Here is a 24,251-nt window from a genome sequence, read left to right as displayed (position 1 = left end):
GCGGGGCCTCCTGGGGTGCGGGCCGCGGCGCGGCCGGCGGGTCACTGGCGGTAGCTGCCGAGGAACTCCTCGATCCGGTCCAGGGCGGTCGCGAGCACCTCCGTCGACGGCAGGAACACGAGGCGGAAGTGCTCCGGGGTGTTCATGTTGAAGGCGCTGCCGTGGCTGACGAGGATCTTCTGCTCCTTGAGCAGGTCCAGGGCGAACTTCTCGTCGTCGACGATGTTGAACTTCTCCACGTCGAGCTTCGGGAACAGGTAGAGCGCCCCGTCGGCCTGGCGGCAGGACACGCCGTCGATCTCGTTGAGCCTCCGGTGGGCGAGGTCGCGCTGGGCCTTGAGCCGCCCGCCCGGGAGGATGAGGTCGTTGATCGACTGGTAGCCGCCCAGGGCGGTCTGGATCGCGTGCTGGGCCGGGACGTTGGCGCACATCCGCATGTTGGCCAGCAGCTTCAGGCCCTCCAGGTAGGACTCGGCCTTCCAGTTGGGGCCGGTGATCGCCAGCCACCCGGAGCGGTAGCCGGCCACCCGGTAGGCCTTGGACAGCCCGGAGAACGTCAGGCACAGCACGTCCTCGCCGGTGAGGGTCGCGAGGTTGACCATCTCCGCGGCGTCGTAGGTGATCTTCTCGTAGATCTCGTCGGCGAACAGGATCAGCTCGTGCTCCCGGGCGAGGTCCGCGATGGCCTGGAGCACCTCCCGGGAGTACACCGCACCCGTGGGGTTGTTGGGGTTGATCACCACGATCCCGCGGGTGCGCGGGGTGATCTTCGCCGCGAGGTCCTCGAGGTCGGGGTTCCAGTCGTCGTCCTCGTCGCAGCGGTAGTGCACGGCGGTCCCGCCGGAGAGCGTCGTGGCCCCCGTCCACAGCGGGTAGTCCGGGGCGGGCACGAGGATCTCATCGCCCGGGTTGCACAGCGCCTGCAGGGCCATGCTGATCAGCTCGGAGACGCCGTTGCCCAGGTAGACGTCGTCGACGTCCAGGTTCATGATCCCCCGGGTCTGGTAGTACTGCACCACCGCCGTGCGCGCCGAGAAGATCCCGCGGGAGTCCGAGTAGCCCTGCGCGGTCGGCAGGTTCTTGATCATGTCCACGAGGATCGCGTCGGGCGCCTCGAAGCCGAACGGCGCGGGGTTGCCGATGTTGAGCTTGAGGATCCGGTGACCCTCCGCCTCCATGTGCTCGGCCTGCTCGAGCACGGGACCCCGGACGTCGTAGCGGACGTTCTTCAGCTTCTCGGACTGCTTCACCACTGACATGCGGTACACCCTACCCCCGGGCGAACCGCCTCCCGCGGCGGCGCTCAGGTGTCGCCGCCGCCCTCCAGCCAGTACCGCGCGGCCTCCTCGGGGGTGTACGGGTCGCGGGCGGTGGTCATCCGGGTCATCAGCACGAGGTCGTCGGTGTCGATCTGCGCGGAGACCTCCTCGACGACGTCCACGGCCGCGTCCGGCAGCTCCTCGGCGCCCACCGGGACCACGCGCTGGGGGACGAAGTTGTTGAGCGGGTCGGCGAGGACCACGAGGGCGTTGTCCTCGATCGCGGGGGAGGCCGTGAACAGGGCCGCGGCCTGCACCCGGTCCCCGAGCAGGGCGTCGACCAGCTCCGCCTGGTCGTCGAACGGCACGAAGCGCCCGGGGACGCACTCGTAGGCGTCCGCCAGTCCCTCCGGACCGGAGGAGCGGCCCGCGAAGTCCACGTCGGTGCCGAGGGCGAGCTCGTCGCACACGGGACCGAGGTCCTCCAGGTCCTCGAGCCCGTGCTCCACGGCGGTCGCCCGGGTGACCACGACGGCCACCGTGTTCTCCGCCGGCGCCGGCTCGAGGGCGCGCAGCCCCTCCGGCAGGACCTCGCGCACCCCGGAGAGCACGTCGTCGTCGTCCGCCCGCTCCTCGCCCAAACCCAGCAGCTCGGAGAGGTCCTCGGCGAGGCCCCCGTCCTCGCGGGCCGGCGCGGCGCCGGCGGAGCCCGTGGGCGCCGGTGTCGCGGACCCGACCGGGGCCCGCCCGCGCAGGTGCAGGTAGAGGTTGCCGGAGTAGTCGGCGACGAGGTCGACGTCGCCGCGCTCCAGGGCCGCGAGGTAGTCCCTGCGCTCGGTCCCCGTCCCGACCACGCGGGCGTCGAAGCCCGCCTCCCGCAGCCGCCCGGCGTAGACGTGGGCGAGCACGGCCGTCTGCCCGGTGGGTCCGGCCGCGATCCGGACGGCGTCCGCCGGGGCGGACGAGCCCGGGGCCGGGGAGGCCGGCGCCGGGACCCCGGAGGTGCCGGCGCACCCGGTGAGCACGGCGAGGGCGAGCAGCCCGGCGCCCGTGCGGCGGCGCCTCACCGCTCCCGCCCCGCGGGCCGCGCCGCGGCCGGGGCGAGGCCGGCCAGGTCCAGGCCCACCGTCACCAGGCTCACGAGCGGCAGCTGCGGGACCTCGTCGAGCGGGAACCAGCGCGCCTCGTCCGAGGAGCCGCCCACCTCGGCGGTGAGCGTCCCGCCCGTGATGTGCGCGCGGTAGATGACGCGCAGGGCGTGGAAGGGGCGGCCGCGCCCGTCCAGGCGCTCCTCGGGCCCCATGTGCCGGCTGTGCACGCCGAGCAGCTCGTCGAGCTCCACGGTGAACCCCGTCTCCTCGGCGACCTCCCGCAAGGCGGTCTGCGCGGGCTGCTCCCCGATCTCCATGCCGCCGCCGGGCAGGCTCCACGCCCCCCGCAGCGTGGGGTGGCGGGGGTTCCAGTGGCTCAGCAGCACCGCCCCGTCCTCGACGATGACGGCGTAGGCGCCCACCCGGGTGTCCATGGGGAAGCTCATGGGCCCATTCTAGGAAGACCGCGCGGGACCCGACGACCGGCGGCGGCGAGCGGCGGGCTCAGGAGTCCCCGCGCTCGCGCCGGGAGGCGTCGGACAGTCCCCGGCGGTTGCGCAGCACCCGCCGCACCACCCACCAGACCAGGAAGACGGCCACTGCGACGACCACGATCCGGGAGAAGATCCCGGCGTACTCCTCCGCCACGTGCCAGTTCTCCCCCAGGTAGTACCCGGCCAGCACGAAGAGGGTGTTCCAGATCAGGGAGCCCGCGGCGCTGAGCAGGACGAACAGCCCGAAGGACATCCGCTCGATGCCGGCGGGGACGGAGATCAGCGAGCGGAAGATCGGGATCATCCGGCCGAAGAAGACCGCGGCCTTCCCGTGCCGGTCGAACCACGCCTCCGTGCGGTCGAGGTCGTGCAGGTCCACGAGCGGCATCCGATCGACGATGACGCGCAGCCGGCGGCGGCCCAGGGCCGCGCCGATCCAGTAGAGGGCGATCGCGCCCACCACGGACCCGAGGGTCGTCCAGAAGATCGCCCCACCCACCGTGAAGCTGCCCTGGCTGGCGGTGAACCCGGCGAGCGGGAGGATCACCTCCGACGGCAGCGGCGGGAAGAGGTTCTCCAGCGCCACGAGCAGCCCGGCACCGGGGGCGCCGATCGCCTCCATGATGCTCACCGCCCAGTCGGCGATGCCGCCCAGGCTCTCCGCCGCGGGCTCGGCGGCGGGGTGGAGGGCTGCGGGCAGGGCGGTGCTGGGGAAGGTCATGGGGTCCTCGGGGTCGGGGCGTGTGCGGCGGCGCCACGGGTGCGTGCACCATTGTGCCCGACGGCCCCGGGTGCCGGCTGGGTGCCGCCCGCCGGGGCGACGACCAGTGCCGGGCTTCGCTACGCTTCCCCCATGCTGCTCCCCCGCTCCTCCCCCCTGCCGCTCCCCGCGCCCGGCCTCGGCTGGGACTTCTGGCTCGACAAGCCGCTGCGGATCGTCCTCGTCCTGCTGGGGGCCACGCTCCTGGCCGCGGTGGTGCGCCTGTTCCTGCGCCGAGTCACCGGCGGCATCGCCCGGGGCACCCGGTCGCGGATCGTGCGCCGGCTCGACCGGGGCCGGCCGCGCTGGGTCGAGGACGCCGGGCTCGCGGGCGCCCGGCAGGCCCAGCGCGCCCGCACCATCGGGTCGGTGCTGTCCTCCGTCGCCACCGTGGTGATCTGGGCGGTGGCGCTGCTGATGGTCGTCTCGGAGCTCGACTACGACATCGGCCCCGTCCTGGCCAGCGCCGGGATCGCCGGGGTGGCCCTGAGCTTCGGGGCGCAGTCCCTGGTGAAGGACTACCTGTCCGGGATCTTCATCGTGGCCGAGGACCAGCTCGGGATCGGCGACGTCGTCGACCTCGGCGAGGCCAGCGGCACCGTGGAGTCCGTGGGGCTGCGGGTGACGCAAGTCCGGGACGTCAACGGCACCCTGTGGCACGTGCGCAACGGCGAGATCCTGCGCGTCGGCAACCAGTCCCAGGGCTGGGCGCGCTGCGTGCTGGACCTGCCGGTGCCCTACGACACGAACATCGAGCTGATGAGCGAGCTCATCCTGCACGAGGCCACGCTCCTGCGGGACGACCCCAAGGTCGGCGAGTACATCACCGAGGACCCGGAGGTGTGGGGGGTGGAGGCCGTCACCGGCGAGTCGGTGACCGTGCGCGTCGCCGTGCGCACCGTGCCCCTCAAGCAGTGGGACGTGGCCCGGGCGCTGCGGCTGCGGATGAAGAAGATGCTCGACCGCGAGGGCCTGCACGTGCCGCTGCTGAACCAGACGGTGCTCCGGCAGGAGGGGGCGCAGCCCGGCCCCGCGGGGGCGCCCGAGACGGGACAGGTCCGGGCCGTCCGGCGCGGTGTGCCAGGATCGGGCGCATGAGCATCGTCAAGATCAACGCCATCACCGTTCCGGCCGACTCGGGGGACGAGCTGGGCCGGCGCTTCGCCGCCCACCGCGGGTCCATGGCCGGGGTCCCCGGGTTCGAGGGCTTCGAGCTGCTCCGGCCCACGGACGGCCGCACCCAGTGGCTCGTGCTGACCCGCTGGGCGGACGAGGAGTCCTTCGCGGCCTGGACGTCCTCCCAGGACTTCGCCCGCTCGCACGGCCGCGGCGGCGCGGGCGGCGCCGGCTCCGGGGCGGCGTCCTCGGGGCGCCCGGCCCCGGTGGGGACCTCCTCGGAGCTGTGGTCCTACACGGTGGCCCTCGACCAGCCGTAGGCGGCGCACGGTCGGCGCGGGGTCAGCGCCGGCCCCGGCCCCCAGAGCGGCGCCCGCCCTTGGCCCCTCGGGCTCCTCCGGCGCGCCCGCCCCCACCGCGGGCCGGGCCGCGCGGGACCCGGGCGGCGCCGCGGGAGGGCGCCGTCGTCCGCGCCTTCCCCGCCGCGGCCGCCCCGTCCTCACGGGCCGGTGCGGCCGCCGCTCCGCGGGAGCTGTTGAGGCCGCGGCCCCGGACCACGCCCACGAACTCCTGCACGAGCTCCTCCTGCTCCTCCGGCAGATCCTGCGGCCACACCAGCAGCACGGGCACCGTCGCGGCGTCCGGCACCACCCGGTGGACGAGGTCCTTGCGGTGGTGCAGCCGGGCCACCGACATCGGCACCACGACCAGTCCCAGCCCCGCGGCGACGAGCTCGATCGCGTCCCGGGCGTGGCGGATCGGCGGCAGCGGGGCGTCCGCGGCCGCCGCCTCCGGGGAGCGCAGCCGCTCCCGCTCGGGCAGCGTCGCGGGCTCCTGCAGCAGCACCTCGTCCACGAGCTCCGCGACGGGCACCTCCTCGAGCAGCGTCAGCTCGTGCTCGCGCGGCAGCACCACCACCTGCTGCTCCGCGTAGAGCTCCACGGCCCGGAACTGCCGGCGCAGGGCGGCGAGGTCGTCGGCGCCGGCCCGCGGATGGGCGGGCAGCCGCACGAAGCACGCGTGCGCGCGCCCCGCCTCCAGCTCTCCCCGCCACGCGTCCGTCTCCAGCGGGTGCTCGGCCAGGTTCCGGCCGCGGTTGCGGTCCCGCCAGCGGAAGAACCACTTGCCCGGCATCACCCCGGGCACGAACGCGACGGTGAGGTCGGCCGCCCTCCCGGCGTCGTCGTCGGTGGGGTGCAGGGGCCCGGGCGCGTCGTCCATGGCCGCCAATCTACCCACTGCCGGGACGGTTCCCCGACCACCGGGCGGCACGCTCCGCGGCACGCCGTTCCCCCGAGATGCGAAAACGGGCGCCGGGTGTATAGGATGGAACGGTTGCTCCGGGGCTATAGCTCAGTTGGTAGAGCGTTTCGTTCGCAATGAAAAGGTCAGGGGTTCGATTCCCCTTAGCTCCACCGGATCAGGAGGCCCCCACCAGGCAGGACGCCAGGTGGGGGCCTCCGTCGTGTCCGGGCTGGCCGGCCCCGGCGGGGCCCGCCGGCCCGGAGGCCCCGCGCTCAGGCGAGGTCCGCGCGCAGCTGCGCCAGCAGCACCCCCACGACCTCGGAGCCGCTCTCCGCGCCGGCGTGCAGCCGGGCCGCCTCGGCGCCGTGCAGCAGGCCCACCACGTAGCGGTCCTCCCCCGAGCCCGCCAGCGCCCTCGCCCGGCCCGCGAGCCACCGCTCGACCACCGTGGCGTCCATGACCCGGCCGAGCGCGTCCTGGTAGTCCTCCGCGTCCCGGGCGGCCCGGCGCAGCGCCTTCCCGGGGCGGAACCCGGCCCGGTCCAGGACGGCGTCGACGTAGCGCACCCGCTTGACGGCCTTGCGGATGTCGTGCAGGTGCTCCAGCCGCTGCTCTGGGGCCGTCTCCCCGGACTCCTCCGCGGCGGTCCCCCGCTCGGCCACCCGGACGACCTTGCGCAGGGCCCGCTGCACCAGGGCGTCGGCGACCTCCCGCGCCGAGAGCCCGGCGCACTCCTCGGTCAGCGGCGGCGCCGCCGCGAACTGCCGGACGTCCGCCAGCAGCTGCAGGTGCCCCGGGGAGGTGACGTGCCGGCGGACCGTGCCGGCGGCCCGGTGCGCCTGCTCCTCCGCGGCCCGCTGCAGCAGCTGCGCCGCGGCCGGACCCACCCGGCCGTCCAGGGCCGTCACCCGCCCGGCGAGCAGCTCCGCGGTCACCTCCGCGTCCCGCGCCGCGGACAGCGCCCCTGCGAGCGCGCGCAGCCGCCCGTCCAGCTCCTGCGCGGCGTCCCCGGCGAAGAAGGGTGCCGCCGCCCGCAGGACGCTGCGCAGCGACCGCGAGGTCACCCGCATCTGGTGGACGGCGTCCGGGGCATCCAGGCGGACCTTGAAGTCCCACAGCACCAGCTGCTCGGCCAGCCCGTGCAGCACCGCCCGGAGGACCGCCGGGCCCGTGCCCTCCGCCTTCGGGCCCTCGTCCTTCTGCTTCTTCGCCTTCTGCTTCTTCTCCGCTTTCTTCTTCGCCTCCGCCTTCTTCTTCGCCTTTCCCTGCTTGCCCTTCTTCCCCTGCTCGCCCTTCTGCGCCGAGTCCTTCCCCGTCTCCTGACCGGGCTCCTCGCCGGGCTCCGCCGCCCCCTCCGCAGGTCCGTCCGGCACGGCTGCGCCGGGCGTGCCCCCGGGCCCGTCCTCGGCGCCGAGCGCGCGGGCGATCTTCGCCCGCGAGCTCGAGCGCCGGCCGCCCACCGCGAAGATCGCGGACTCGACCGCGTCGAAGATCTCCTCCTGCCGGTCCTCGGGGATCGACCCGTCGAGGAGCTCGACCTCCCACTCGGACCAGGAGCGCGCCGTGCCCGTGCGCTCGTCGACGGCCTCGACGACGTCGGCGGCGAGCTCGGCGACCTCGTCCCCGCCGGCGTCGCTGACCGTGAGGACCCGCCGGACGGTGCGCAAGGTCGCGATCGGCCGCAGCGGCTCCCCCCCGGTGAGTCCGGCCAGCAGGTGGCGCACGGCCGCGGGCATCCGGTCCGGGGTCCGCAGCAGCGGGACCTGCCACTCCTGCCGGCCGGTGGCCTCGGAGAACTTCACGTGCCACCCGTCGTCGGCGCCGCCCCGGCGGCGGCGCAGCGCCACGGACCGCCGGCCCAGCGCCATGTCCTGGGTGTCGTAGTAGACCGCCTCCATGCGGTGCTCCACCGGCTCCGCGGAGACCGTCCAGCCCGGCAGCCCGCTCCAGTCGATGCGGTTCTCGGCGCCCTCCGGCACCTCGTACTTGCGCTCGACCTCGCGGTGGGCGACGGCGGTCATGGGTCCTCCTCGGTCGGGGCGTCCGACGGCGGGAGCCGGCGGCCGGCTGTTGCGGCGATGATACCGGGACGACCTGCACGGCCCCCGAACGGCTCCGCCGCCCGGTCGGCGACCGGGCGGCGGAGCGGGGTGCGGGCGGGCCGCGGCGCGGGCGCCTCAGGCGCGGCGGCGCTTCAGCACGTCGTCGAGGTCGAGGGCGGCGCGGCCGCGCTCCTCCCCCGTGCGCACCGCGTCCTTGAGGCTGCTGGAGCGGGATGCGGGCTGCTCGGGCACGGGCAGCGGCTCCGGGGCGGGGCGCTCCACCACCGGGGCCTCCGCGTAGGTCGGCCGCGGCACCGGCACCGGCTCCCAGGTGCGGGCAGGATCGGCGGACTCGCGCGCCACCCGCAGCGCCTCGGCTCGCAGCTCCTCCACGGTGAACGCCGGGGGAACCCGAGGCTGCTCGTGCTCGGCCGGGAGGTCGAGGTCCTCGGCGGGCTCGTCCTGGGCGGCGGGGAGCTGCGCGGCGGGGAGCTGCGCGGCGGGGAGCTGCGCGGCGGGGGTCTGCTCGACCGTCCCGTCCTCGTTGTCGAACAGGGCCACGTCCCCGCGGGGGGCGTGCGGGTCCACGGTCGCGGCCGGCACCGGGCGCGACCGGCGGCGGGTGGCCCGGTCCTGGACGGCCAGGTAGCGCAGGGCGAGCACGGAGCCCACCCCCAGCAGCAGGAGGAACACGGGCCACGGCCAGCTCACCGCGGCCGAGAAGGGCGCGACGACGGCGGTGAGGAGCGCGGCCAGGAGCGCGGTGCAGCCGGCCAGGAAGATGCCGGCGCGGCCGCGCCTGACGCGCAGCGTCCCGGGGCGGCGGGCCGCGCCGGACGACGGGGGAACGGTGTCGGTGGTCGCCATGGTGATCCTTCGTCGGCGGGACTCGGGGAAGGGAACCGCGGCCTGCGGGAGAAGCTCCCCCGCGGCAGGGGCCGCACCGGCCACGTCCGTGCCGGCGTCCTGGGCCCGCGCCGCGACGGGGACCCCGCGGCGGCGCTGCAGACGCGGTGCGACCCAGAACAGGCAGAGCGCGCACACCGCGGCCAGCACGGCCGAGCTGCTCACCCAGATCATGGTCGTGGTCCTGCCTCTGCGGTCGCTCGGACGAGCGGACGGGGACCGCCGGCGCGCGGCGTGTCCCGGCCCGGGGCCGGGCCGTGAGGCACAGCCTACTACCGGGGGGCGCCGCCTGTGGGTATCCCTGTGGACACGGCGGGCCCGGTCACTCCCACACGGCGGGCCGGTCCGAGCCGGTGAACCGCCGCACCAGCCCCTCGGGCACCTCCGGGGCGGTGATCGCGAAGCTGCGGTGGTCCGTCCAACGGCCGTCGATGTGCAGGAAGTCCTTGCGCAGGCCCTCGTCCCGGAACCCGAGCTTCTCCACCACCCGCAGGGACTTGGTGTTCTCCGGGCGGATGTTGATCTCCATCCGGTGCAGTCCCAGGCCCTGGAAGCAGTAGTCGGTGGCCATGGCGACCGCCATGGGCGCCACGCCGCGCCCCGCCTGCTCCCGGTCCACCCAGTAGCCCAGGCTCGCGGAGAGGAAGGACCCCCAGGCGATCCCGGAGACGGTGAGCTGGCCGATGAGGCCGAACTCCTCCGTCCCCGGGACCCGCTCCGTGATGACGAACGGGAGCGCCGTGCCCTGCCGCGCCTGCTGGTCCAGCGTGCGCACGAACTGCCCGAACGTGGGGGCCGCCCCGCCGGGGACGGGGTTCGTCGCCTCCCAGGGGTCGAGCCACTCCCGGTTGCGGGCGCGCACGACGTCCCACTCGCGGCGGTCCCCCCGGGCCAGGGGGCGCAGCCGGAGGTCGCCCCAGGAGACGACGACGGGCCACCGGAACTGTCCGGCCACGGGAGCGCGGTCTCTCAGCCGACCGGCAGCGACCGGGTGTAGTCCTTGAGCCACTCCCGCAGCTCCGGGCCCAGATCCTCCCGCTCCGAGGCGAGGATGATGTTCGCCTTCAGGTAGCTGAGCTTGTCGCCGGTGTCGTAGCGGCGGCCCTTGAAGACCACCCCGTACACCCCGCCGCCCGCCCCGTCGCGCCCGGCCAGGGTCTGCAGCGCGTCGGTGAGCTGGATCTCCCCGCCCCGGCCCGGGGCGGTGTTCTCCAGCACCTCGAACACGTCCGGGTGCAGCACGTAGCGCCCGATCACGGCGAGGTTGGAGGGGGCCTCCTCCGGGGCCGGCTTCTCCACCAGCCCGTTGATCCGCACGTACTCGTCGCCCTCCACCACGGTGACGTCGGCGCAGCCGTAGGCGCTGATCTGCTCGGGCTCGACCTCCATCAGCGCCACGACCGAGCCGCCGGTGCGCTCCTGGACGGCGATCATCTGGGTGAGCAGGTCGTCGCGGGCGTCGATGAGGTCATCGCCCAGCAGCACCGCGAAGGGCTCGTCACCCACGTGGATCTTCGCCCGCAGCACCGCGTGCCCCAGGCCCTTGGGGTCGGCCTGGCGCAGGTAGTGGATCTCCCCGAGCTCGGAGGCGTGCTCGACCTCGCGCAGCAGGGCGGTCTTGCCGGACTCCTCGAGCTGGTGCTCCAGGGCCGGCACCCGGTCGAAGTGGTCCTCGAGGGCTCGTTTGGACCGGCCGGTGATCATCAGCACGTCCTGCAGGCCGGCGTCCACGGCCTCCTGCACCACGTACTGGATGGCCGGGCGGTCCACGACCGGCAGCATCTCCTTGGGCATGGCCTTCGTCGCGGGCAGGAACCGGGTGCCGAGCCCGGCGGCGGGGATCACGGCCTTGCGGACCGCGCGGGGGTTGCTGTTTCCACTCATGGGCACAGGCTAACGGATCGGCGCGCCCGACCGGTTGATCCCCACGCCGCCCGCGGCTACCCTCGCACCACCGGCCCGGGCGGGCCGGTCGGTCCGGGACGTCGTCCCGGCCGGGCGCCGGACAGGAGCGGACGCGACGATGACCGACCCGGGGACCCCGGCCGAGGCGAAGGCCCGACTGCGCCAGGAGCTGCGCGCGGCCCGCAGCCGGCGGGCGCGTGCCGCACGCGAGCACGCCGCCGTGGGCTTCGACCGGCACCTGACGGAGCTGCTGGCCGGACGCCCCCACCTCGACGTCGCGGCCTACCTGCCGATGCCGACCGAGCCTCCCCTCGAGCCGGCCCTCGCCGCGGCGCACCGGCGCGGGCACCGGATCTGGGTGCCGGTGTGCGAGCCCGGCCGCCGGCTCGCGTGGGCGCACTGGACCCCGGACGCCCCGGTGCGCACCGGCGGGCTGGGCGGCCTGCGCGAGCCCGCGGGGACCCGTCACGGACCCGAGGCGATGCGCGCGGTGGGCGTCCTGCTGGTCCCCGCGCTCGCGGTCTCCCACGACGGCGGGCGGCTGGGCTTCGGCGGCGGCTACTACGACCGGTTCCTGGCGGACCTGCCCCGCACGGCGCACCCGGAGCTGCGCACCGCGGTGTGCGTGTTCGCCGACGAGGTGCTGCCCGCCGGTGCGGTCCCCCTGGAGCCGCTCGACGCCCCCGTGGGTCTCGCGCTCACGGAGGAGGGGCCCGTGCGCCTGGGCGCCCGCACGGGTGCCGGCACACGGTAGAATCAGCACTCGACACCTTCGAGTGCCAGAGAGCGCACCCGGCGACCGTTTCCAGGAGGACCCATGCCCGTCTACGCCTACGCCTGCAAGGACTGCGGCCACGCGTTCGACATCCGCCAGTCGTTCAGCGAGGACGCCCTGACCGACTGCCCGGAGTGCGGCGGCGGTCTGCGCAAGAAGTTCAACACGGTGGGCGTGGTGTTCAAGGGCTCCGGCTTCTACCGCAACGACTCGCGCTCCGACCGCTCCGGCACGAGCTCCTCCGCGCCGGCTCCCTCGGCCGCTGCCGCGACGGCCGAGGCCGCGCCGGCCGCCGCCGCGGCTTCCACGGCGTCCGCCGCCCCGTCCACCGCCGGGGCGTCCGCCGGCACGGGCGGCTCCGCCGCCTGACCCGGCGCCCTCCCGGCGTCCGCGCTCCACCGGCCCCGCGCCGGGGCCCGGCGCCGCGCCCCCGTCCCGGGGTCACCGTCCCGCCGTGCCCGGGGGCGCGCCGGGACCGTAGCGTGCCGGCCATGAGCCCTCGTCCGCGCCCCGTCCGGCGCCGCTACCCGCTGTCCCTGCACCTGCGCTCGGCGCTGTCCCGGCGCCGCCGGCTCGCCGCGGCCGTCCTCGTCAGTCTCGCCCTGGCCCTGGTGGTCCTGCGTCTGGGCCCGCCCCGCGCCGGCACCGTGCCGGTCGTGACCGCCGCCGAGACCCTGCCGGCGGGCACGGTGCTCGCGCCCGAGCAGCTCGCGGTGGCCGCCTATCCGCGCGGGCTGGTGCCCGAGGGCGCCCTCGCCGACCCGGCCGAGCTGGCCGGGCGCACCCTGGCGGGCGCCGCGGACGCCGGCCAGCCGCTCACCGGCGCCGCCGTCGTGGGCCCCGGTCTGCTCACCGGCCGCCCCGCGGGGGCCACCGCGGTGACGCTGCGCATCGACGACCCGGCCGTGCTGCAGCACGTGCGCGCGGGGGACCACGTGGACGTCGTCGGCCTCTCCGACGGCGACGTCTCCGGCGGCTCCACCGGGGATCCCGCCGACGAGCGGCGGGTCCTGGGCCGCGCCCTGCCCGTCCTGTGGGTCCCCTCCCCCGCCCCGGGGGCGGACGGCGGGCTGCTCGGCGCGTCGCCCGGGGAGGAGGCGGGCCTGCTGGTGGTGGGGGCCCCGCACGAGGACGCGGCCCGGCTCGCCGGTGCCGGGCCCAGCACCGTGGTGCTCGTGCCCGCCCCCGTCAGCCCCAGTGCGGAGGCCGCTGCGCCCTGAGCCAGTCCTCGTGCGCCTCGACCGCGGCCTCGTCCCCGACCTCGTCCCCGACCTCGTCCCCGGACGCCGGGCCGGTCAGGCCGGCCAGGCGCGGCTCCGCCCCGGAGAACGTGCCGCCGGTCGCCCGCCGGGGCCGGCGCCGCACCGCGGGCCGGTCCGGGGTGGAGCGGTCCTGGGCGGGGCGGTCCTGGGCGGGGCCGTCCTGGGCGGGACCGGGCGGACCCGCGGCCTCCGGGTCACCGGGCACGGGAGCCCCGCTCCGGACCGGTGGGCAGGCCGAGGTAGCGCCGGATCAGGTCGGCGACCGTGTCGGGGTCGGTGAAGACCTCGATCGTCCACAGGGTGAGGTAGTTCCAGCCGGTGCGCTCGAGCTGCTGCGGCCGCAGCCGCGAGCGCTCGCGCACGGACAGCGCCGCGGCCTCGGCGGAGCCGTCGGACTGCCCGGCCACGGGGATGCGCAGCGGGCGGCCCGCGGTGCGGGTCCGGCCGTCGAGCACGGCCCCGGCCGACATCGACTCGGTGTCCGCCCAGGCCACGAGGTCCACGGCCCCGGCGTGGTGCAGCCGCACCGAGGCGCCGCGCTCCGCGAGCCGGCGGGCGAGGTCCACCACCAGGGCGTCCTCGTGCGTGCGGCGCGCGCCCTCCCCGGGCGCGGCGCCGGCGCCCAGGTGCATGGCGAGCACGCGGGCGAAGTCCCGGGCGCCGTGCTGGAGACCCTTGGCCTCCACCTCCTCCGGGTGCAGCGAGGTCACGATCCGGGTGGTGTGCCGGGCCCGGGTCATGGCCAGGACGAACGCCTGCCGGCCGTGCCGTTCGGAGAGGGCGCCGAGGTACGGCACGGTGCGGCCGTTGGCGGTCTTGCCGAAGCCCAGGGAGAAGATCACGGTGTCCCGGACGATCCCCGCCGCACGGTGCAGGTCGACCACCCGGAAGGACTCGGGCCCCGGGGCGAAGAACGCCGCGGTGGCCGGCTCCTCCCGCATCCGCCGCCGGACGGCCTCGGCGATCCGGGAGGCGTGCACCGCGCTGGCCGTCACCACGGCCAGGGAGCGGCGCGGGTGGCGGGCCGCGTGCTCGAACACGAGCGCCACGACCCGGCGGACCTCGGCGGCGGGTGCCTGGATGCCCTCGATCCCGGCGGTCAGGGCGCCCACGCCGTCGGGGACGTACTCGACGGAGAGCGCCGGGACGGCGCCGGTGACGGACTCCCCGTGCGGCAGCCGGCGCAGCCGCCCGCCGTAGAACTGCTCGTCGAGGTAGCGGAACACCCCCTCGTCCATCGACCGGTGGACGGTGCGCAGCGTCCGCTCCGGCACTACGCGCGAGAGGGCGTCGAAGGCGCTGTCCACCTCGACCACGGGGTGGGCGCCCGGGGCCGGGGCCGCGGTGGGCGCCACGGTGAAGGGCTGGGGCCGGCCCAGGTGCGGGTCGCCGAACGCGATGACCTGCCGGCAGCGGGTCAGCGCCGGCAGCACCGCCGCGAGCGGGGAGCTCTCGGCGTCGAGCACCACCACGGCGTCGAACTCGTGCTCCTCGGGCAGCGCCGCCGAGAGGACGAGCGGGCTGGCCGTCCACACGGGCACCAGCGCGCCGATCAGCTCGCCGGCGGAGGCGCTGACCTCCTCCAGCGGGGCGGCCCCGGCGCGCAGCATCCGGCGCAGGGCGGCGCCGGCGCGCGGGGACCGCCGCACGGTGCGCTGCCAGCGGTCGGCGAGCTCCCACAGCAGCCGGCCGGCGCCGGAGGCGATGTGCGCCGCGTCGGCGCGCCGGAACGTGGACTCCACCGCGCGCAGGGTGTTGCCCTCGGGCATCGCCAGGAAGTCGTCGCCGGTGATCATGGCCTCCAGGGTGGACTGCCACCACGCCAGGTCGAACTCCCCGGGGACCTGCTCGCGCGGCACGGTGCGCCGCACCAGGTCGTCCACGAGCTCGCCGAGACCCTGGCCGCGCAGCTCGTCGAGCAGGACCGTGCGCTCGGGCAGCATCTCGAGGTTGTCCTCGTCGTTGATCAGCCCGTCCAGGACCTCGCGCAGGCGCTCGACCGGCCGGACGAGGAGGTCCTCGCCGGCCGGGGAGCCCTCGAGCGCGATCGCCAGGCCCTCCAGGTCCTCCACGAACCGGGCCTGCACGGCCGCGAGCTCCTCCACCCGCTCCGAGACCACGGGGTGCTTCGACGACGTGGCCCACTCCTGCCACCGCTCCCGCTGCGACTGCACCCGCACGAGGGCGCTGTGCAGGTCGGGCAGGTGCACGCCGTGGCGGATGTACTCCTTGGCGGCCTTGCGCAGCCGCGAGCGCTGCAGGCCGGTCATCTCGATCCCGTGCTCGCGCCGCCAGGCGGAGCCGGCGGTGGCGGCGACCAGGTCCGTGACCGGCCGGTCGTAGATGTCCGGGGTGAAGCGGGTCAGGGAGTCCTGGACCTCCTGGAGCAGACGCAGCTGCCGCCCCCACTCCGGGACGGTCGTGCCGCCGCGCAGCCCGCTGGTGGCGAGCACGTGGCGCATCCCGGTCTCCAGGGTGGTCAGCTCGAGCAGCAGGGACTGGGCGAGGCGGTGGGCCTGACGGGACTCGTCCTCGTTGACCAGCCGCGCCCCGCTCCAGGGCCCGGCCAGCATCCCGGCGTCGAAGGCCCCCAGCTCCGCGGCGCGCTCGAGGCGGGCGACCACGGCGTCCCGGTCCGCGACGGCGTCGAGCACCGAGCGCGGGAAGCGCACCGCGGTGGCCGGGGCCGGGCGGCGGGAGGTCAGCTCGGCGAGGGCCTGCACCGCCCGGTACGGGGAGACGGACCAGCGCGGACGCACGGTGTGCAGGGACCGGACGTGCTCGGCCAGCTGGTCCCGGCTGGTGCGCAGCGTCTCGTGCAGCTCGGCGAGGTCGGGGCGCTCGGCGCGCTCGTTGCGGGCGACCGCGCGGATGAGCTGCTGGGCCACGTCGGCGTCGCTGAGCTGGGAGGACAGCGGCAGCACCGCGGTGCCCAGCCCGAGCCCGTCCATCCGACGCCCGAACGCCGCCAGCGTGGTGCGCCGCTCCCCCAGCACCAGGACGGTGCGCCCGGCGGCCACGAGGCTGCCCACGGTGTTCACGGCGGTGTCGAGCTGTCCCGTGCCGGGCGCGGCGGTGACCACGAAGGAGTGTCCCTGCGCCGCCAGGTCGAGGACCTCCTGCTGGGGACCGTCGGCGTCGAGCAGCAGCAGCTCGCCGGCGGGGTCGCGCTCGTCCAGCGGCGGCGCGTCGTGGGCGATCTCCTGCACCTGGGGCATGCGCCCCACGGCGGCGGCCTTGAGCCGGGCGAGGTCCCGCACGACCGCGGTACGGGCGACGACCGACAGGTCGGCGGGACGGTCGTGCAGGTCCGCGAACGTGGAGACCAGCAGCCGGTGCTCCACGTGCATCCCCGGCACCGCCCCGGCCAGGGTGCGCAGGGTCTCCAGGGCCGGGGCGGGGTCCAGCCGGCGGGTGCCGTAGGCGAGCCGGGCCAGCTCCCCGGAGGTGAGGTCCACGCCGTGGTCGGCCGCCAGCCGGCGGACCATCGCGGGGTTGAGCCGGGCGGGGCCCACGAGCTGCAGCTCGAAGTCGTCGAGCTCGGGGCGCGGCCTGAGCCGGAGCGGGGCGAGCAGCACCGGGGCGATCCAGCGCCGCTGACCCGCACCGGTCGGGTCCGAGCCCTTGGGGCGGGCCAGCCAGGAGGCCGTGCCGGCGGCGAGGTACGCGGCGTCGAGCCCGTGGTTGACCGACAGCTCGTGGATCTTGGTGCGCAGGGAGCGCGCGGCCCGCACGGCCAGCCCGTAGGCCTGGGGGTCGTGCACGATCGTGGACAGGCGGGTGGGCCGGCCCATGAGCAGCTGCGCCTGGCCCGAGGAGTTCGCCTCGGTCAGGTCGATGCAGACGTTGTCGACCTGGTTGAAGTCCAGCAGGGTGTCCGGGCCGGTGTAGGCGTCCATCTGCCGGGTCCACGGCTGCAGCGAGACGCGCTCCGGCGACGTCCCGGGGGTGTCCGACGTCCGGGGGGTGCGGTCGGATCCGATCGACATGGTTCTCCTCCTGCGCCGCGGCCAGGGGCCGGGCGCGCACGGGTCGGGCGGTCCGCGCGGACCGCCCGACCCCGGCTGCTCGTGTCTCGCCCGTGCGGGGGGCGGGCCCGGCGGGCCTGCGCCCGCGCGGTGCCTACCCCCGCTGGATGCCTACTCCCACTCGATGGTTCCCGGGGGCTTGGACGTGACGTCCAGCACCACCCGGTTGACCTCTTCGACCTCGTTGGTGATCCGGTTGGAGACGCGGGCGAGCAGGTCGTAGGGCAGGCGCGACCAGTCGGCGGTCATGGCGTCCTCGCTGGAGACCGGGCGCAGCACGATCGGGTGCCCGTAGGTGCGGCCGTCGCCCTGCACGCCCACCGAGCGCACGTCGGCCAGGAGCACGACCGGCATCTGCCAGACCTCGTCGTCGAGCCCCGCGCGGGTGAGCTCCTCGCGGGCGATGGCGTCCGCCCGGCGCAGCACCGCGAGGTTGGCCTCGGTGACCTCCCCGATGATGCGGATGCCCAGGCCGGGGCCGGGGAAGGGCTGGCGGCCCACGATCTCGTGCGGCAGGCCCAGCTCCCGGCCCACGGCCCGCACCTCGTCCTTGAACAGGGTGCGCAGCGGTTCCACGAGCTCGAACTGCAGGTCCTCGGGCAGCCCGCCCACGTTGTGGTGGCTCTTGATGTTGGCGGCGCCCTCCCCGCCGCCGGACTCGACGACGTCGGGGTAGAGGGTGCCCTGGACGAGGAAGCGCACGGGCTCCCCCTCCTGGGCGGCGGTGCGGGCCACGGCCTCCGCGGCGGCCTCGAAGGAGCGGATGAACTCCCGGCCGATGATCTTGCGCTTCTGCTCCGGGTCGGTGACGCCGGCGAGGGCGCCCAGGAAGCGCTCCTTCTCCTCGGCCACGTACAGGTTGACGCCGGTGGCGGCGACGAAGTCCTTCTCGACCTGCTCGGCCTCACCCTCCCGGAGCAGGCCGTGGTCCACGAAGACGCAGGTGAGCTGGTCGCCCACGGCCCGCTGGACCAGGGCGGCGGCCACGGCGGAGTCCACGCCGCCGGAGAGCCCGCAGATCACGGAGGCGGAGCCCACCTGCTCGCGGATCCGCTGGACGTGCTCCTCGATGATGTTGCCGGTGGACCAGGTCGGCTCCACGCGGGCGCCGTCGAACAGGAAGTGCTCCAGCACCTGCTGCCCGTGCACGGAGTGCTTGACCTCGGGGTGCCACTGCACCCCGTACAGCCGGCGGGTGTCGTCGGCGAACGCGGCCACCGGGGTGGTCTCGGTGGAGGCGAGGACCTCGAACCCGGCGGGCGCCTCGACCACGGAGTCGCCGTGGCTCATCCACACGGTCTGGGTGCCGGGCGAGCCCTCCAGGATGGAGGCGCCGGGTCCGCCCACGGCGGTCGCGGTGGTCGCGCCGTACTCGCGGGCCCCGGTGTGCGCGACCGTGCCCCCGAGGGCCTGGGCCATGGCCTGGAAGCCGTAGCAGATGCCGAAGACGGGCACGCCGGCCTCGAAGAGGGCGGGGTCCTGCTGCGGGGCGTCCTCGGCGTAGACGGAGGAGGGCCCGCCCGAGAGGATGATCGCCGCCGGCTGCTTGGCGAGGATCTGCTCGGTGGACCAGGTGTGCGGGACGATCTCGGAATAGACGTTGGCCTCGCGGACCCGGCGGGCGATCAGCTGCGCGTACTGCGCGCCGTAGTCGACCACCAGGACCGGGCGCTGCTCCAGCTCGGTGCGGGTCTCAGGTGTTTCGGTCACGCCCTCCATCCTAGGCCAGGCGCGGGAGGGGCTCAGTACCGCTTGGCGGCCTTCGGATTGGCGCGCAGCTCCGCGGTGGTCGAGGCGTGGATCTTGCGCTCCACCACGAAGGACAGGAACGGCACCACGCCGCCGAGGGCCATGACCACCAGCTGGGGGAAGGGCCAGCGCATGAGCGTCCAGACCCGGAAGCAGGAGACGAGGTAGACCACGTAGAACCAGCCGTGCACGATGAGGATCCACGTGGAGATGTTGACGCCGCCGGCGAGGTTCTCCAGCTCCAGGTCCTGCCAGCCCAGCGCCACCGTCTGCCCCGTGAGCTTGTCCGTGCCCCCGGCGATCAGGTCGTAGCCCAGCCCGTAGCGGGTGATCATCTCGGCCACGAGCAGCAGCAGGAACGTCCCGGAGATCCAGGCGCAGACCATGTAGAAGGTCAGCGCGCCCCGGATCTGCGCCTCGGTGCCGCCGAAGCGCCGGCGCGGCTGCAGGGCGGCCCGGCGCGGGACCCGGCCGGGTCCGCCGGACGCGGGCCGGGCGTCCTGCGGGAGCGAGACCCGCACCCCGTCGGTGCGCTCCTTCGGGGAGGGGGTCGGCTGGGTGGGTTCAGTCATGGTGGGCTCCGGTCCTGTCCTGGGTCCTGTCCTGGGTGCTGTCGCGGGGGCTCGCTCCGCCGGCGCGGTCGCCGGGCCCGTCTGCGGGCTGGTCGTCGAACCAGTAGTACTCCCCCGCCTCGCGGTCGTAGTAGTAGTAGCGCCCGCTGGCCTCGTCGCGGTAGTACTCGCCCTCGAAGTAGAAGTACTCCTCCGGGTGCTGCTCGCGCAGCCACTCGTCGCGCACGAACCGCCACCAGATGTAGAGGGCGAAGCCGGCGAAGACCACCCACTCGACCGCGTAGAAGAGGTTGAGCAGGTTCACCGACTCGTCCGTGGGCTGCTGGTCGATCTCCAGCTCCGACAGCTGCGGGCTCAGCAGCGCCGGGTCCGCGACGAGCGTCCCGTCCTCGCGGAGCTGGAAGGGCGCGGAGGCCGGGTTCTCGGCGAAGGCCGCCACGAACCCGGCGTAGAGCGGGGCGTCCCAGAGGTTGGTGAGCTGGGCCGGGGAGACCGTGCCCACCTGGCCGTCCGGCAGGTCCGCACCGGGCACCGGGCCCTCGGCGGGCAGGTAGCGGCCGACCACGCCGACCCGTCCCTCGGGCTCCGCCGGCACGGCCGCGGGATCGGCGGTCCAGCCGCGGGCCACGGCCACGGTGAGCTCGCCGCCGGCGGCCGGCCACCGGTCCGCGCTGTCGGCCACGGTCAGGGCCGAGACGACCCAGTAGCCCTCGGTCCCGCCCTGCAGCCGCCCGGGGACCAGGAGCGTGGAGCCGTCCCGGTACTCCCCGGTGACCGTGATCAGCTGATCGGCCTGCGCCGTGGTGACGGGAGCGCCGGCCTCGGCCGCCTCGGCGAGCGGGGCGGCCACGTCCTTGGCGGGGTCCGCCACCGTGCGGGCCTGCTCGCTGGACTCCAGCTGCCACTGGCTGAGCAGCACGAAGGCCACGGCCAGCCCGAGGCTCACGAGCAGCGTGAGGATCGATCGGGGGCGCAGGGCGGTCGTGAGCACCCGTCAAGGCTAGTGCGCCTACCTGGGCGTTCGCCAATTCCTGTCCCGCCCGCACGGCGCGGCGGCGCCGGCCCCGCGCCGGGGTCCGCGGGGACCCCGGCGCGGGCCGGGCTCAGCCGCGGATGACCACCTCGGCGCGCTGGAACTCCTTGAGCTCCAGGTACCCGGTGGTGGCCATCGAGCGGCGCAGCGCGCCCACGAGGTTGGAGGTGCCGTCCACGTGCCGGGAGGGCCCGAAGAGGACCTCCTGCAGCGGCCCGACCGTGCCCACCCGGGTGCGCAGCCCGCGCGGGAGCTGCCCGTGGTGGGCCTCCGCGCCCCAGTGCCAGCCCTGCCCGGGGGCCTCGGCCGTGCGGGCCAGGGCGGTGCCCAGCATCACGGCGTCGGCGCCCATCGCGAGGGCCTTGACGATGTCCCCGGAGACCCCCACGCCGCCGTCGGCGATGACGTGGACGTAGCGTCCGCCGGACTCGTCGAGGTAGTCCCGGCGGGCGGCGGCGACGTCGGAGATCGCCGTGGCCATGGCCGCGTGGATGCCCAGGGTGTTCTGGATCCGCATGGACGCGCCGCCGCCGAAGCCCACGAGCACCCCGGCGGCGCCCGTGCGCATGAGGTGCAGGGCGGGGGTGTAGCCCGCCGCGCCGCCCACGATGACCGGGACGTCGAGGTCGTAGATGAACTTCTTCAGGTCCAGGGGCTCCTGGTTGCGGGAGACGTGCTCCGCGGAGACCGTGGTCCCGCGGATCACGAAGACGTCCACCCCGGCGTCCAGGACCGTGCGGTAGTGCTCCACGGTGCGCTGCGGGGTGAGCGAGCCCGCCACGATCACGCCGGCCTCCCGGACCTGGGCGAGCCGGGCGGTGATCAGCTCGGGCTGCACCGGGGCCTCGTAGAGCTCCTGCATCCGGCGGGTCGCGGCCGGGGCATCGTCGCCGGAGAGGTCCGCGATCTCGTCGAGCACGGGCTGCGGGTCCTCGTAGCGGGTCCACAGCCCCTCGAGGTCCAGCACGCCCAGTCCCCCGGCGCGGCCGAGGGCGATGGCGGTCTCCGGGGACGTGGCCGAGTCCATCGGGGCGCCCAGGAAGGGGATCGAGAACCGGTAGGCGTCGATCTGCCAGTCCGTGGAGACGTCCCGGGGGTCGCGGGTGCGGCGGGAGGGGACGAGGGCGATCTCGTCCAGGGAGAAGGTGCGGCGGGCGCGTTTGGACCGGCCGATCTCGATGTCGTAGCTCATGGTGTCCTTTCCGGAGGGTGCTCCAGGTCGCCGCTCAGCGCTGGTAGTTGGGGGCCTCGACGGTCATGGTGATGTCGTGGGCGTGGGACTCCTTGAGCCCGGCCGAGGTGATCCGCACGAAGCGGCCCTTCGTCTTCAGCTCCGCGACGTCGTGGGCGCCCACGTAGAACATGGTCTGGCGCAGGCCGCCGTCGAGCTGGTGCACCACGGCCGAGAGCGGCCCGCGGTAGGGCACCTGGCCCTCGATGCCCTCGGGGATGAGCTTCTCGTCGCTGGCCACGTCCGCCTGAAAGTAGCGGTCCTTGGAGAAGGAGGTGTTCTTGCCGCGCGACTGCATGGCCCCCAGCGAGCCCATGCCGCGGTAGGTCTTGAACTGCTTGCCGTTGACGAACACCAGCTCCCCCGGCGACTCGTCGCAGCCGGCGAGCAGCGAGCCGAGCATCACGGAGTCCGCACCGGCCACGAGGGCCTTGCCGATCTCGCCGGAGTGCTGCAGCCCGCCGTCGGCGATGACGGGGACCCCGGCGGGGATGGCGGCCTTGGCGGCCTCGTTGACCGCGGTGATCTGCGGGACGCCCACGCCGGCGATGATGCGGGTCGTGCAGATCGAGCCCGGGCCCACGCCGACCTTCACGGCGTCCGCGCCGGCGTCGACGATGGCCTGCGCGCCGTGGCGGGTGGCGGCCTGGCCGCCGATCACGTCCACGTGGGCGGCGGCCCGCTCCGCCTTGAGCCGGGCGATCATCTCCAGCACGCCCTGGGAGTGCCCGTTGGCGGTGTCGATGAACAGCGCGTCCACCCCGGCCTCCACGAGGGCCATGGCGCGCTCGAAGCCGTCGCCGAAGAAGCCGACGGCGGCGCCGACGCGCAGGCGCCCCTCGTCGTCCTTGGTGGCGTGCGGGTACTGCTCGGCCTTGGTGAAGTCCTTGATGGTGATCAGCCCGGTGAGCCGGCCGGCGTCGTCGACGAGCGGGAGCTTCTCGATCTTGTTCGACGCCAGCAGGGCGTGGGCGTCGTCCTTGGCCATCCCGACCTTGCCGGTGATCAGGGGCATGGGCGTCATGATCTCGTGCACCCGGCGCTTCGGGAAGTCGCTCTCCGGCAGGTAGCGGGTGTCCCGGTTGGTGATGATGCCGAGCAGCTTCTGCTCCGCGTCCACCACCGGCAGCCCGGAGACCCGGTAGTAGCCGCAGAGGCGGTCGAGCTCCTCGAGGGTCGCGTCCGGGGAGATGGTCACGGGGTCGGTGATCATGCCCGACTCGCTGCGCTTGACCCGGTCCACGTGCTCCGCCTGGTCCTCGATCGAGAGGTTGCGGTGGATCACGCCGAGGCCGCCCTGGCGGGCCATCGCGATGGCCATCGGGGACTCGGTGACGGTGTCCATGGCGGCGGACAGCAGCGGCACCTCCAGGGTGATGCGCCGGGACAGGCGGGTGCGCGTCGAGGCCTCCGACGGGATGACGTCCGTGTTGCCGGGCAGCAGCAGGACGTCGTCGTAGGTCAGCCCGGTGAACCCGAACGGGTCCTCGGACAGGGCGGTGGGGACGGCGGTATCCGACACGGTGGGGCCTTTCAGCTTCGAGGGAATCCCGACCATTCTACGGGCCCGGCCCCGGTCCGGACCCGGCCGGGGGCCGGGCTGTGCCCGGTCTCACGGTGCCGGGCGGGGCGCGACGCCGTCGGCGGCCAGGGCGTCCCGGACCCGCTCGACGAACATGGGGGCCAGCGTCCGCACGTACTCGACGGTGAGGTGGTTGTTGTCCCAGTAGGTGTACACGTTGCCGACGACCGGTGGGCAGCGTCCGTCCGGGCAGATCAGGTCGCCCATGTCGACCATCGACACCCGCTCCAGCTCGTCGGCCACCGGCGCCAGCGGGCTGTCCGGGCCCAGGATCGAGTGGGAGGCGGCGCACTCGGGGGCGTCGGCCCCGTGGTCCACCGCGCACTGGGCGGGGACGAAGTCGAAGCGGGCGTTGTCGCGCAGCGCGACGACCTGGATGCCGCGCTCGGCCAGGCCGCGGATGCGCTGCTCCGTCCCGGGGGTGAACTCCTCCTCGCCCTCGTTCGTGCTGCGGGTGCCCTGCAGCAGCACCAGGTCCGGATCCACCGCCTCGACCACGGGGTCGGTGCCCTCCAGCCAGCGGGTGCAGGCCTCGCGGTCGACCTCCTGCTCCTCGACGGTGGAGTAGGTGCAGCTGCCGCGGATGTAGGTGACTACCCGCCAGTCGTTGGCCGCGGCCAGCCGCTCGATCGCCGGGATCCACATGTGCACGTGGCTGTTGCCGACCACCAGCAGGGTCGCGGCGGGCTCGGCGTTCGGGACCGTGTCGAAGCACCACTGCTGAGAGCTGTCAGGAACCTCCAGCTCGGCCGGGCAGGGCTCGCCCAGCCCCGGCTTCTGGTAGTAGTCGCCGGTGACCACCGGGATGGCCGGCGCGTCCGGGTCGGCCTGGCCCCGGAACCCGGGCAGCAGGACGGCGGCCCCGGGGTTGTTGCGATCCGCCGCGGCCAGGACCTCGGCGGCACGGCGGTCCTCGACGTGCTGCAGGAACAGCACCGGGGCCGCGACCAGGACCAGGCAGAGCACCACGACCCCGGCCAGGCGCCGCTTGGTGCGCTCGGGCCAGGTCCAGGACTTCAGCCGGTCCTCGACGAACCGGGTGAGCAGCACCGCCAGCAGCACCGACAGCAGCACCAGGGCCACCCCCGAGCGGGGTCCGGCCATCGGCCGGTCGCGCAGCACCAGGTAGGTGATCAGCAGCGGCCAGTGCACCAGGTACAGCGCGTAGGAGGCGTCCCCCAGCCGCACCAACGGCTTCGAG

22 protein-coding genes and 1 tRNA gene are annotated in these 24,251 nt (G+C 75.0%); 6 read left to right on the top strand and 17 right to left on the bottom strand.

All coding sequences use genetic code 11. The features are described 5' to 3' along the window. Window positions 1–41 precede the first annotated feature (41 nt). From ACWCOM_RS16235 to ACWCOM_RS16220, 4 genes are read right to left on the bottom strand one after another with little or no spacing between them, the layout of a single operon-like run. On the bottom strand, window positions 42–1,259 hold the full coding sequence (locus tag ACWCOM_RS16235) for a pyridoxal phosphate-dependent aminotransferase (protein ID WP_454549776.1): 1,218 nt from the start codon (window positions 1,257–1,259) through the stop codon (window positions 42–44). 44 nt (window positions 1,260–1,303) lie between these two features. Continuing rightward, window positions 1,304–2,326, bottom strand: coding sequence for a glycine betaine ABC transporter substrate-binding protein (locus ACWCOM_RS16230; RefSeq protein ID WP_454549774.1), 1,023 nt, complete (start codon window positions 2,324–2,326; stop codon window positions 1,304–1,306). Then, on the bottom strand, window positions 2,323–2,796 hold the full coding sequence (locus tag ACWCOM_RS16225) for an NUDIX hydrolase (protein ID WP_454549773.1): 474 nt from the start codon (window positions 2,794–2,796) through the stop codon (window positions 2,323–2,325). The genes ACWCOM_RS16230 and ACWCOM_RS16225 overlap by 4 nt, the downstream gene beginning before the upstream one ends. 58 nt (window positions 2,797–2,854) lie before the next feature. After that, window positions 2,855–3,565, bottom strand: coding sequence for a DedA family protein (locus ACWCOM_RS16220; protein WP_454549772.1), 711 nt, complete (start codon window positions 3,563–3,565; stop codon window positions 2,855–2,857). A gap of 132 nt (window positions 3,566–3,697) precedes the next feature. On the opposite strand from ACWCOM_RS16220, the gene ACWCOM_RS16215 reads away from it, so the two are divergent. Together ACWCOM_RS16215 and ACWCOM_RS16210 are read left to right on the top strand one after the other, a co-directional pair. Beyond that, on the top strand, window positions 3,698–4,702 hold the full coding sequence (locus ACWCOM_RS16215; RefSeq protein ID WP_454549770.1) for a mechanosensitive ion channel family protein: 1,005 nt from the start codon (window positions 3,698–3,700) through the stop codon (window positions 4,700–4,702). After that, complete coding sequence (locus tag ACWCOM_RS16210; protein WP_454549769.1) at window positions 4,699–5,040, top strand: antibiotic biosynthesis monooxygenase family protein; 342 nt, start codon at window positions 4,699–4,701, stop codon at window positions 5,038–5,040. Before ACWCOM_RS16215 ends, ACWCOM_RS16210 begins: the two co-directional genes overlap by 4 nt. A 22-nt stretch (window positions 5,041–5,062) precedes the next feature. Here ACWCOM_RS16210 and ACWCOM_RS16205 read toward each other — a convergent pair whose 3' ends face one another. After that, window positions 5,063–5,941, bottom strand: coding sequence for a LysR family transcriptional regulator substrate-binding protein (locus ACWCOM_RS16205; protein ID WP_454549768.1), 879 nt, complete (start codon window positions 5,939–5,941; stop codon window positions 5,063–5,065). Between the two features lie 121 nt (window positions 5,942–6,062). On the opposite strand from ACWCOM_RS16205, the gene ACWCOM_RS16200 reads away from it, so the two are divergent. Beyond that, window positions 6,063–6,135 (top strand) — tRNA-Ala (locus ACWCOM_RS16200). 102 nt (window positions 6,136–6,237) lie between these two features. Here ACWCOM_RS16200 and ACWCOM_RS16195 read toward each other — a convergent pair. From ACWCOM_RS16195 to galU, 4 genes are all read right to left on the bottom strand, one after another. Then, complete coding sequence (locus ACWCOM_RS16195; RefSeq protein ID WP_454549767.1) at window positions 6,238–7,986, bottom strand: CYTH and CHAD domain-containing protein; 1,749 nt, start codon at window positions 7,984–7,986, stop codon at window positions 6,238–6,240. A 156-nt stretch (window positions 7,987–8,142) separates the two neighbouring features. Beyond that, on the bottom strand, window positions 8,143–9,087 hold the full coding sequence (locus tag ACWCOM_RS16190) for a hypothetical protein (protein WP_454549766.1): 945 nt from the start codon (window positions 9,085–9,087) through the stop codon (window positions 8,143–8,145). A gap of 148 nt (window positions 9,088–9,235) precedes the next feature. Beyond that, the gene (locus ACWCOM_RS16185; protein ID WP_162459258.1) at window positions 9,236–9,868 is read right to left on the bottom strand and encodes a GNAT family N-acetyltransferase; all 633 of its coding nucleotides are present in this window, start codon (window positions 9,866–9,868) and stop codon (window positions 9,236–9,238) included. 14 nt (window positions 9,869–9,882) lie between these two features. After that, the gene (gene galU / locus ACWCOM_RS16180; protein WP_454549765.1) at window positions 9,883–10,797 is read right to left on the bottom strand and encodes a UTP--glucose-1-phosphate uridylyltransferase GalU; all 915 of its coding nucleotides are present in this window, start codon (window positions 10,795–10,797) and stop codon (window positions 9,883–9,885) included. A 139-nt stretch (window positions 10,798–10,936) separates the two neighbouring features. On the opposite strand from galU, the gene ACWCOM_RS16175 reads away from it, so the two are divergent. From ACWCOM_RS16175 to ACWCOM_RS16165, 3 genes are all read left to right on the top strand, one after another. After that, window positions 10,937–11,572, top strand: coding sequence for a 5-formyltetrahydrofolate cyclo-ligase (locus ACWCOM_RS16175; RefSeq protein WP_454549764.1), 636 nt, complete (start codon window positions 10,937–10,939; stop codon window positions 11,570–11,572). Between the two features lie 63 nt (window positions 11,573–11,635). Beyond that, the gene (locus tag ACWCOM_RS16170; RefSeq protein WP_454549763.1) at window positions 11,636–11,962 is read left to right on the top strand and encodes an FmdB family zinc ribbon protein; all 327 of its coding nucleotides are present in this window, start codon (window positions 11,636–11,638) and stop codon (window positions 11,960–11,962) included. A gap of 122 nt (window positions 11,963–12,084) precedes the next feature. Continuing rightward, complete coding sequence (locus ACWCOM_RS16165) at window positions 12,085–12,813, top strand: SAF domain-containing protein (RefSeq protein WP_454549762.1); 729 nt, start codon at window positions 12,085–12,087, stop codon at window positions 12,811–12,813. Here the strand turns inward: ACWCOM_RS16165 and ACWCOM_RS16160 are convergent. The 8 genes from ACWCOM_RS16160 to ACWCOM_RS16125 all read right to left on the bottom strand — a co-directional run. Next, window positions 12,782–13,060 (bottom strand): hypothetical protein, encoded by a 279-nt coding sequence (locus ACWCOM_RS16160; RefSeq protein ID WP_454549761.1) that lies wholly within the window; start codon window positions 13,058–13,060, stop codon window positions 12,782–12,784. The genes ACWCOM_RS16165 and ACWCOM_RS16160 overlap by 32 nt on opposite strands. Then, a complete protein-coding gene (locus ACWCOM_RS16155; RefSeq protein ID WP_454549760.1) occupies window positions 13,050–16,844 on the bottom strand; it encodes a hypothetical protein in 3,795 nt (1,264 codons plus the stop codon). Before ACWCOM_RS16155 ends, ACWCOM_RS16160 begins: the two co-directional genes overlap by 11 nt. 150 nt (window positions 16,845–16,994) lie before the next feature. Next, window positions 16,995–18,602, bottom strand: a complete 1,608-nt coding sequence (gene guaA / locus ACWCOM_RS16150) for a glutamine-hydrolyzing GMP synthase (RefSeq protein ID WP_454549759.1) — start codon at window positions 18,600–18,602, stop codon at window positions 16,995–16,997. Between the two features lie 23 nt (window positions 18,603–18,625). After that, window positions 18,626–19,204, bottom strand: a complete 579-nt coding sequence (locus tag ACWCOM_RS16145; protein WP_047801798.1) for a DUF3817 domain-containing protein — start codon at window positions 19,202–19,204, stop codon at window positions 18,626–18,628. Next, window positions 19,197–20,195: an SURF1 family protein gene (locus ACWCOM_RS16140; RefSeq protein WP_454549758.1), complete on the bottom strand. Its 999-nt coding sequence runs from the start codon at window positions 20,193–20,195 to the stop codon at window positions 19,197–19,199. The genes ACWCOM_RS16145 and ACWCOM_RS16140 overlap by 8 nt, the downstream gene beginning before the upstream one ends. Before the next feature lie 112 nt (window positions 20,196–20,307). Next, window positions 20,308–21,429 carry a GuaB3 family IMP dehydrogenase-related protein gene (locus ACWCOM_RS16135; RefSeq protein WP_454549757.1) on the bottom strand — a complete coding sequence of 374 codons (1,122 nt, stop codon included), beginning with the start codon at window positions 21,427–21,429 and terminating at the stop codon, window positions 20,308–20,310. Between the two features lie 34 nt (window positions 21,430–21,463). Further along, entirely contained in the window at window positions 21,464–23,026 is a 1,563-nt protein-coding gene (guaB, locus tag ACWCOM_RS16130; RefSeq protein ID WP_454549756.1) for an IMP dehydrogenase, read from the bottom strand. 54 nt (window positions 23,027–23,080) lie between these two features. Next, window positions 23,081–24,251: SGNH hydrolase domain-containing protein (locus ACWCOM_RS16125; RefSeq protein WP_454549755.1), on the bottom strand; the 1,171-nt coding region annotated here is incomplete at its 5' end.

This window comes from Kocuria sp. KH4 (assembly GCF_053711175.1).
This window is presented reverse-complemented; position numbering and strand designations above follow the sequence as displayed.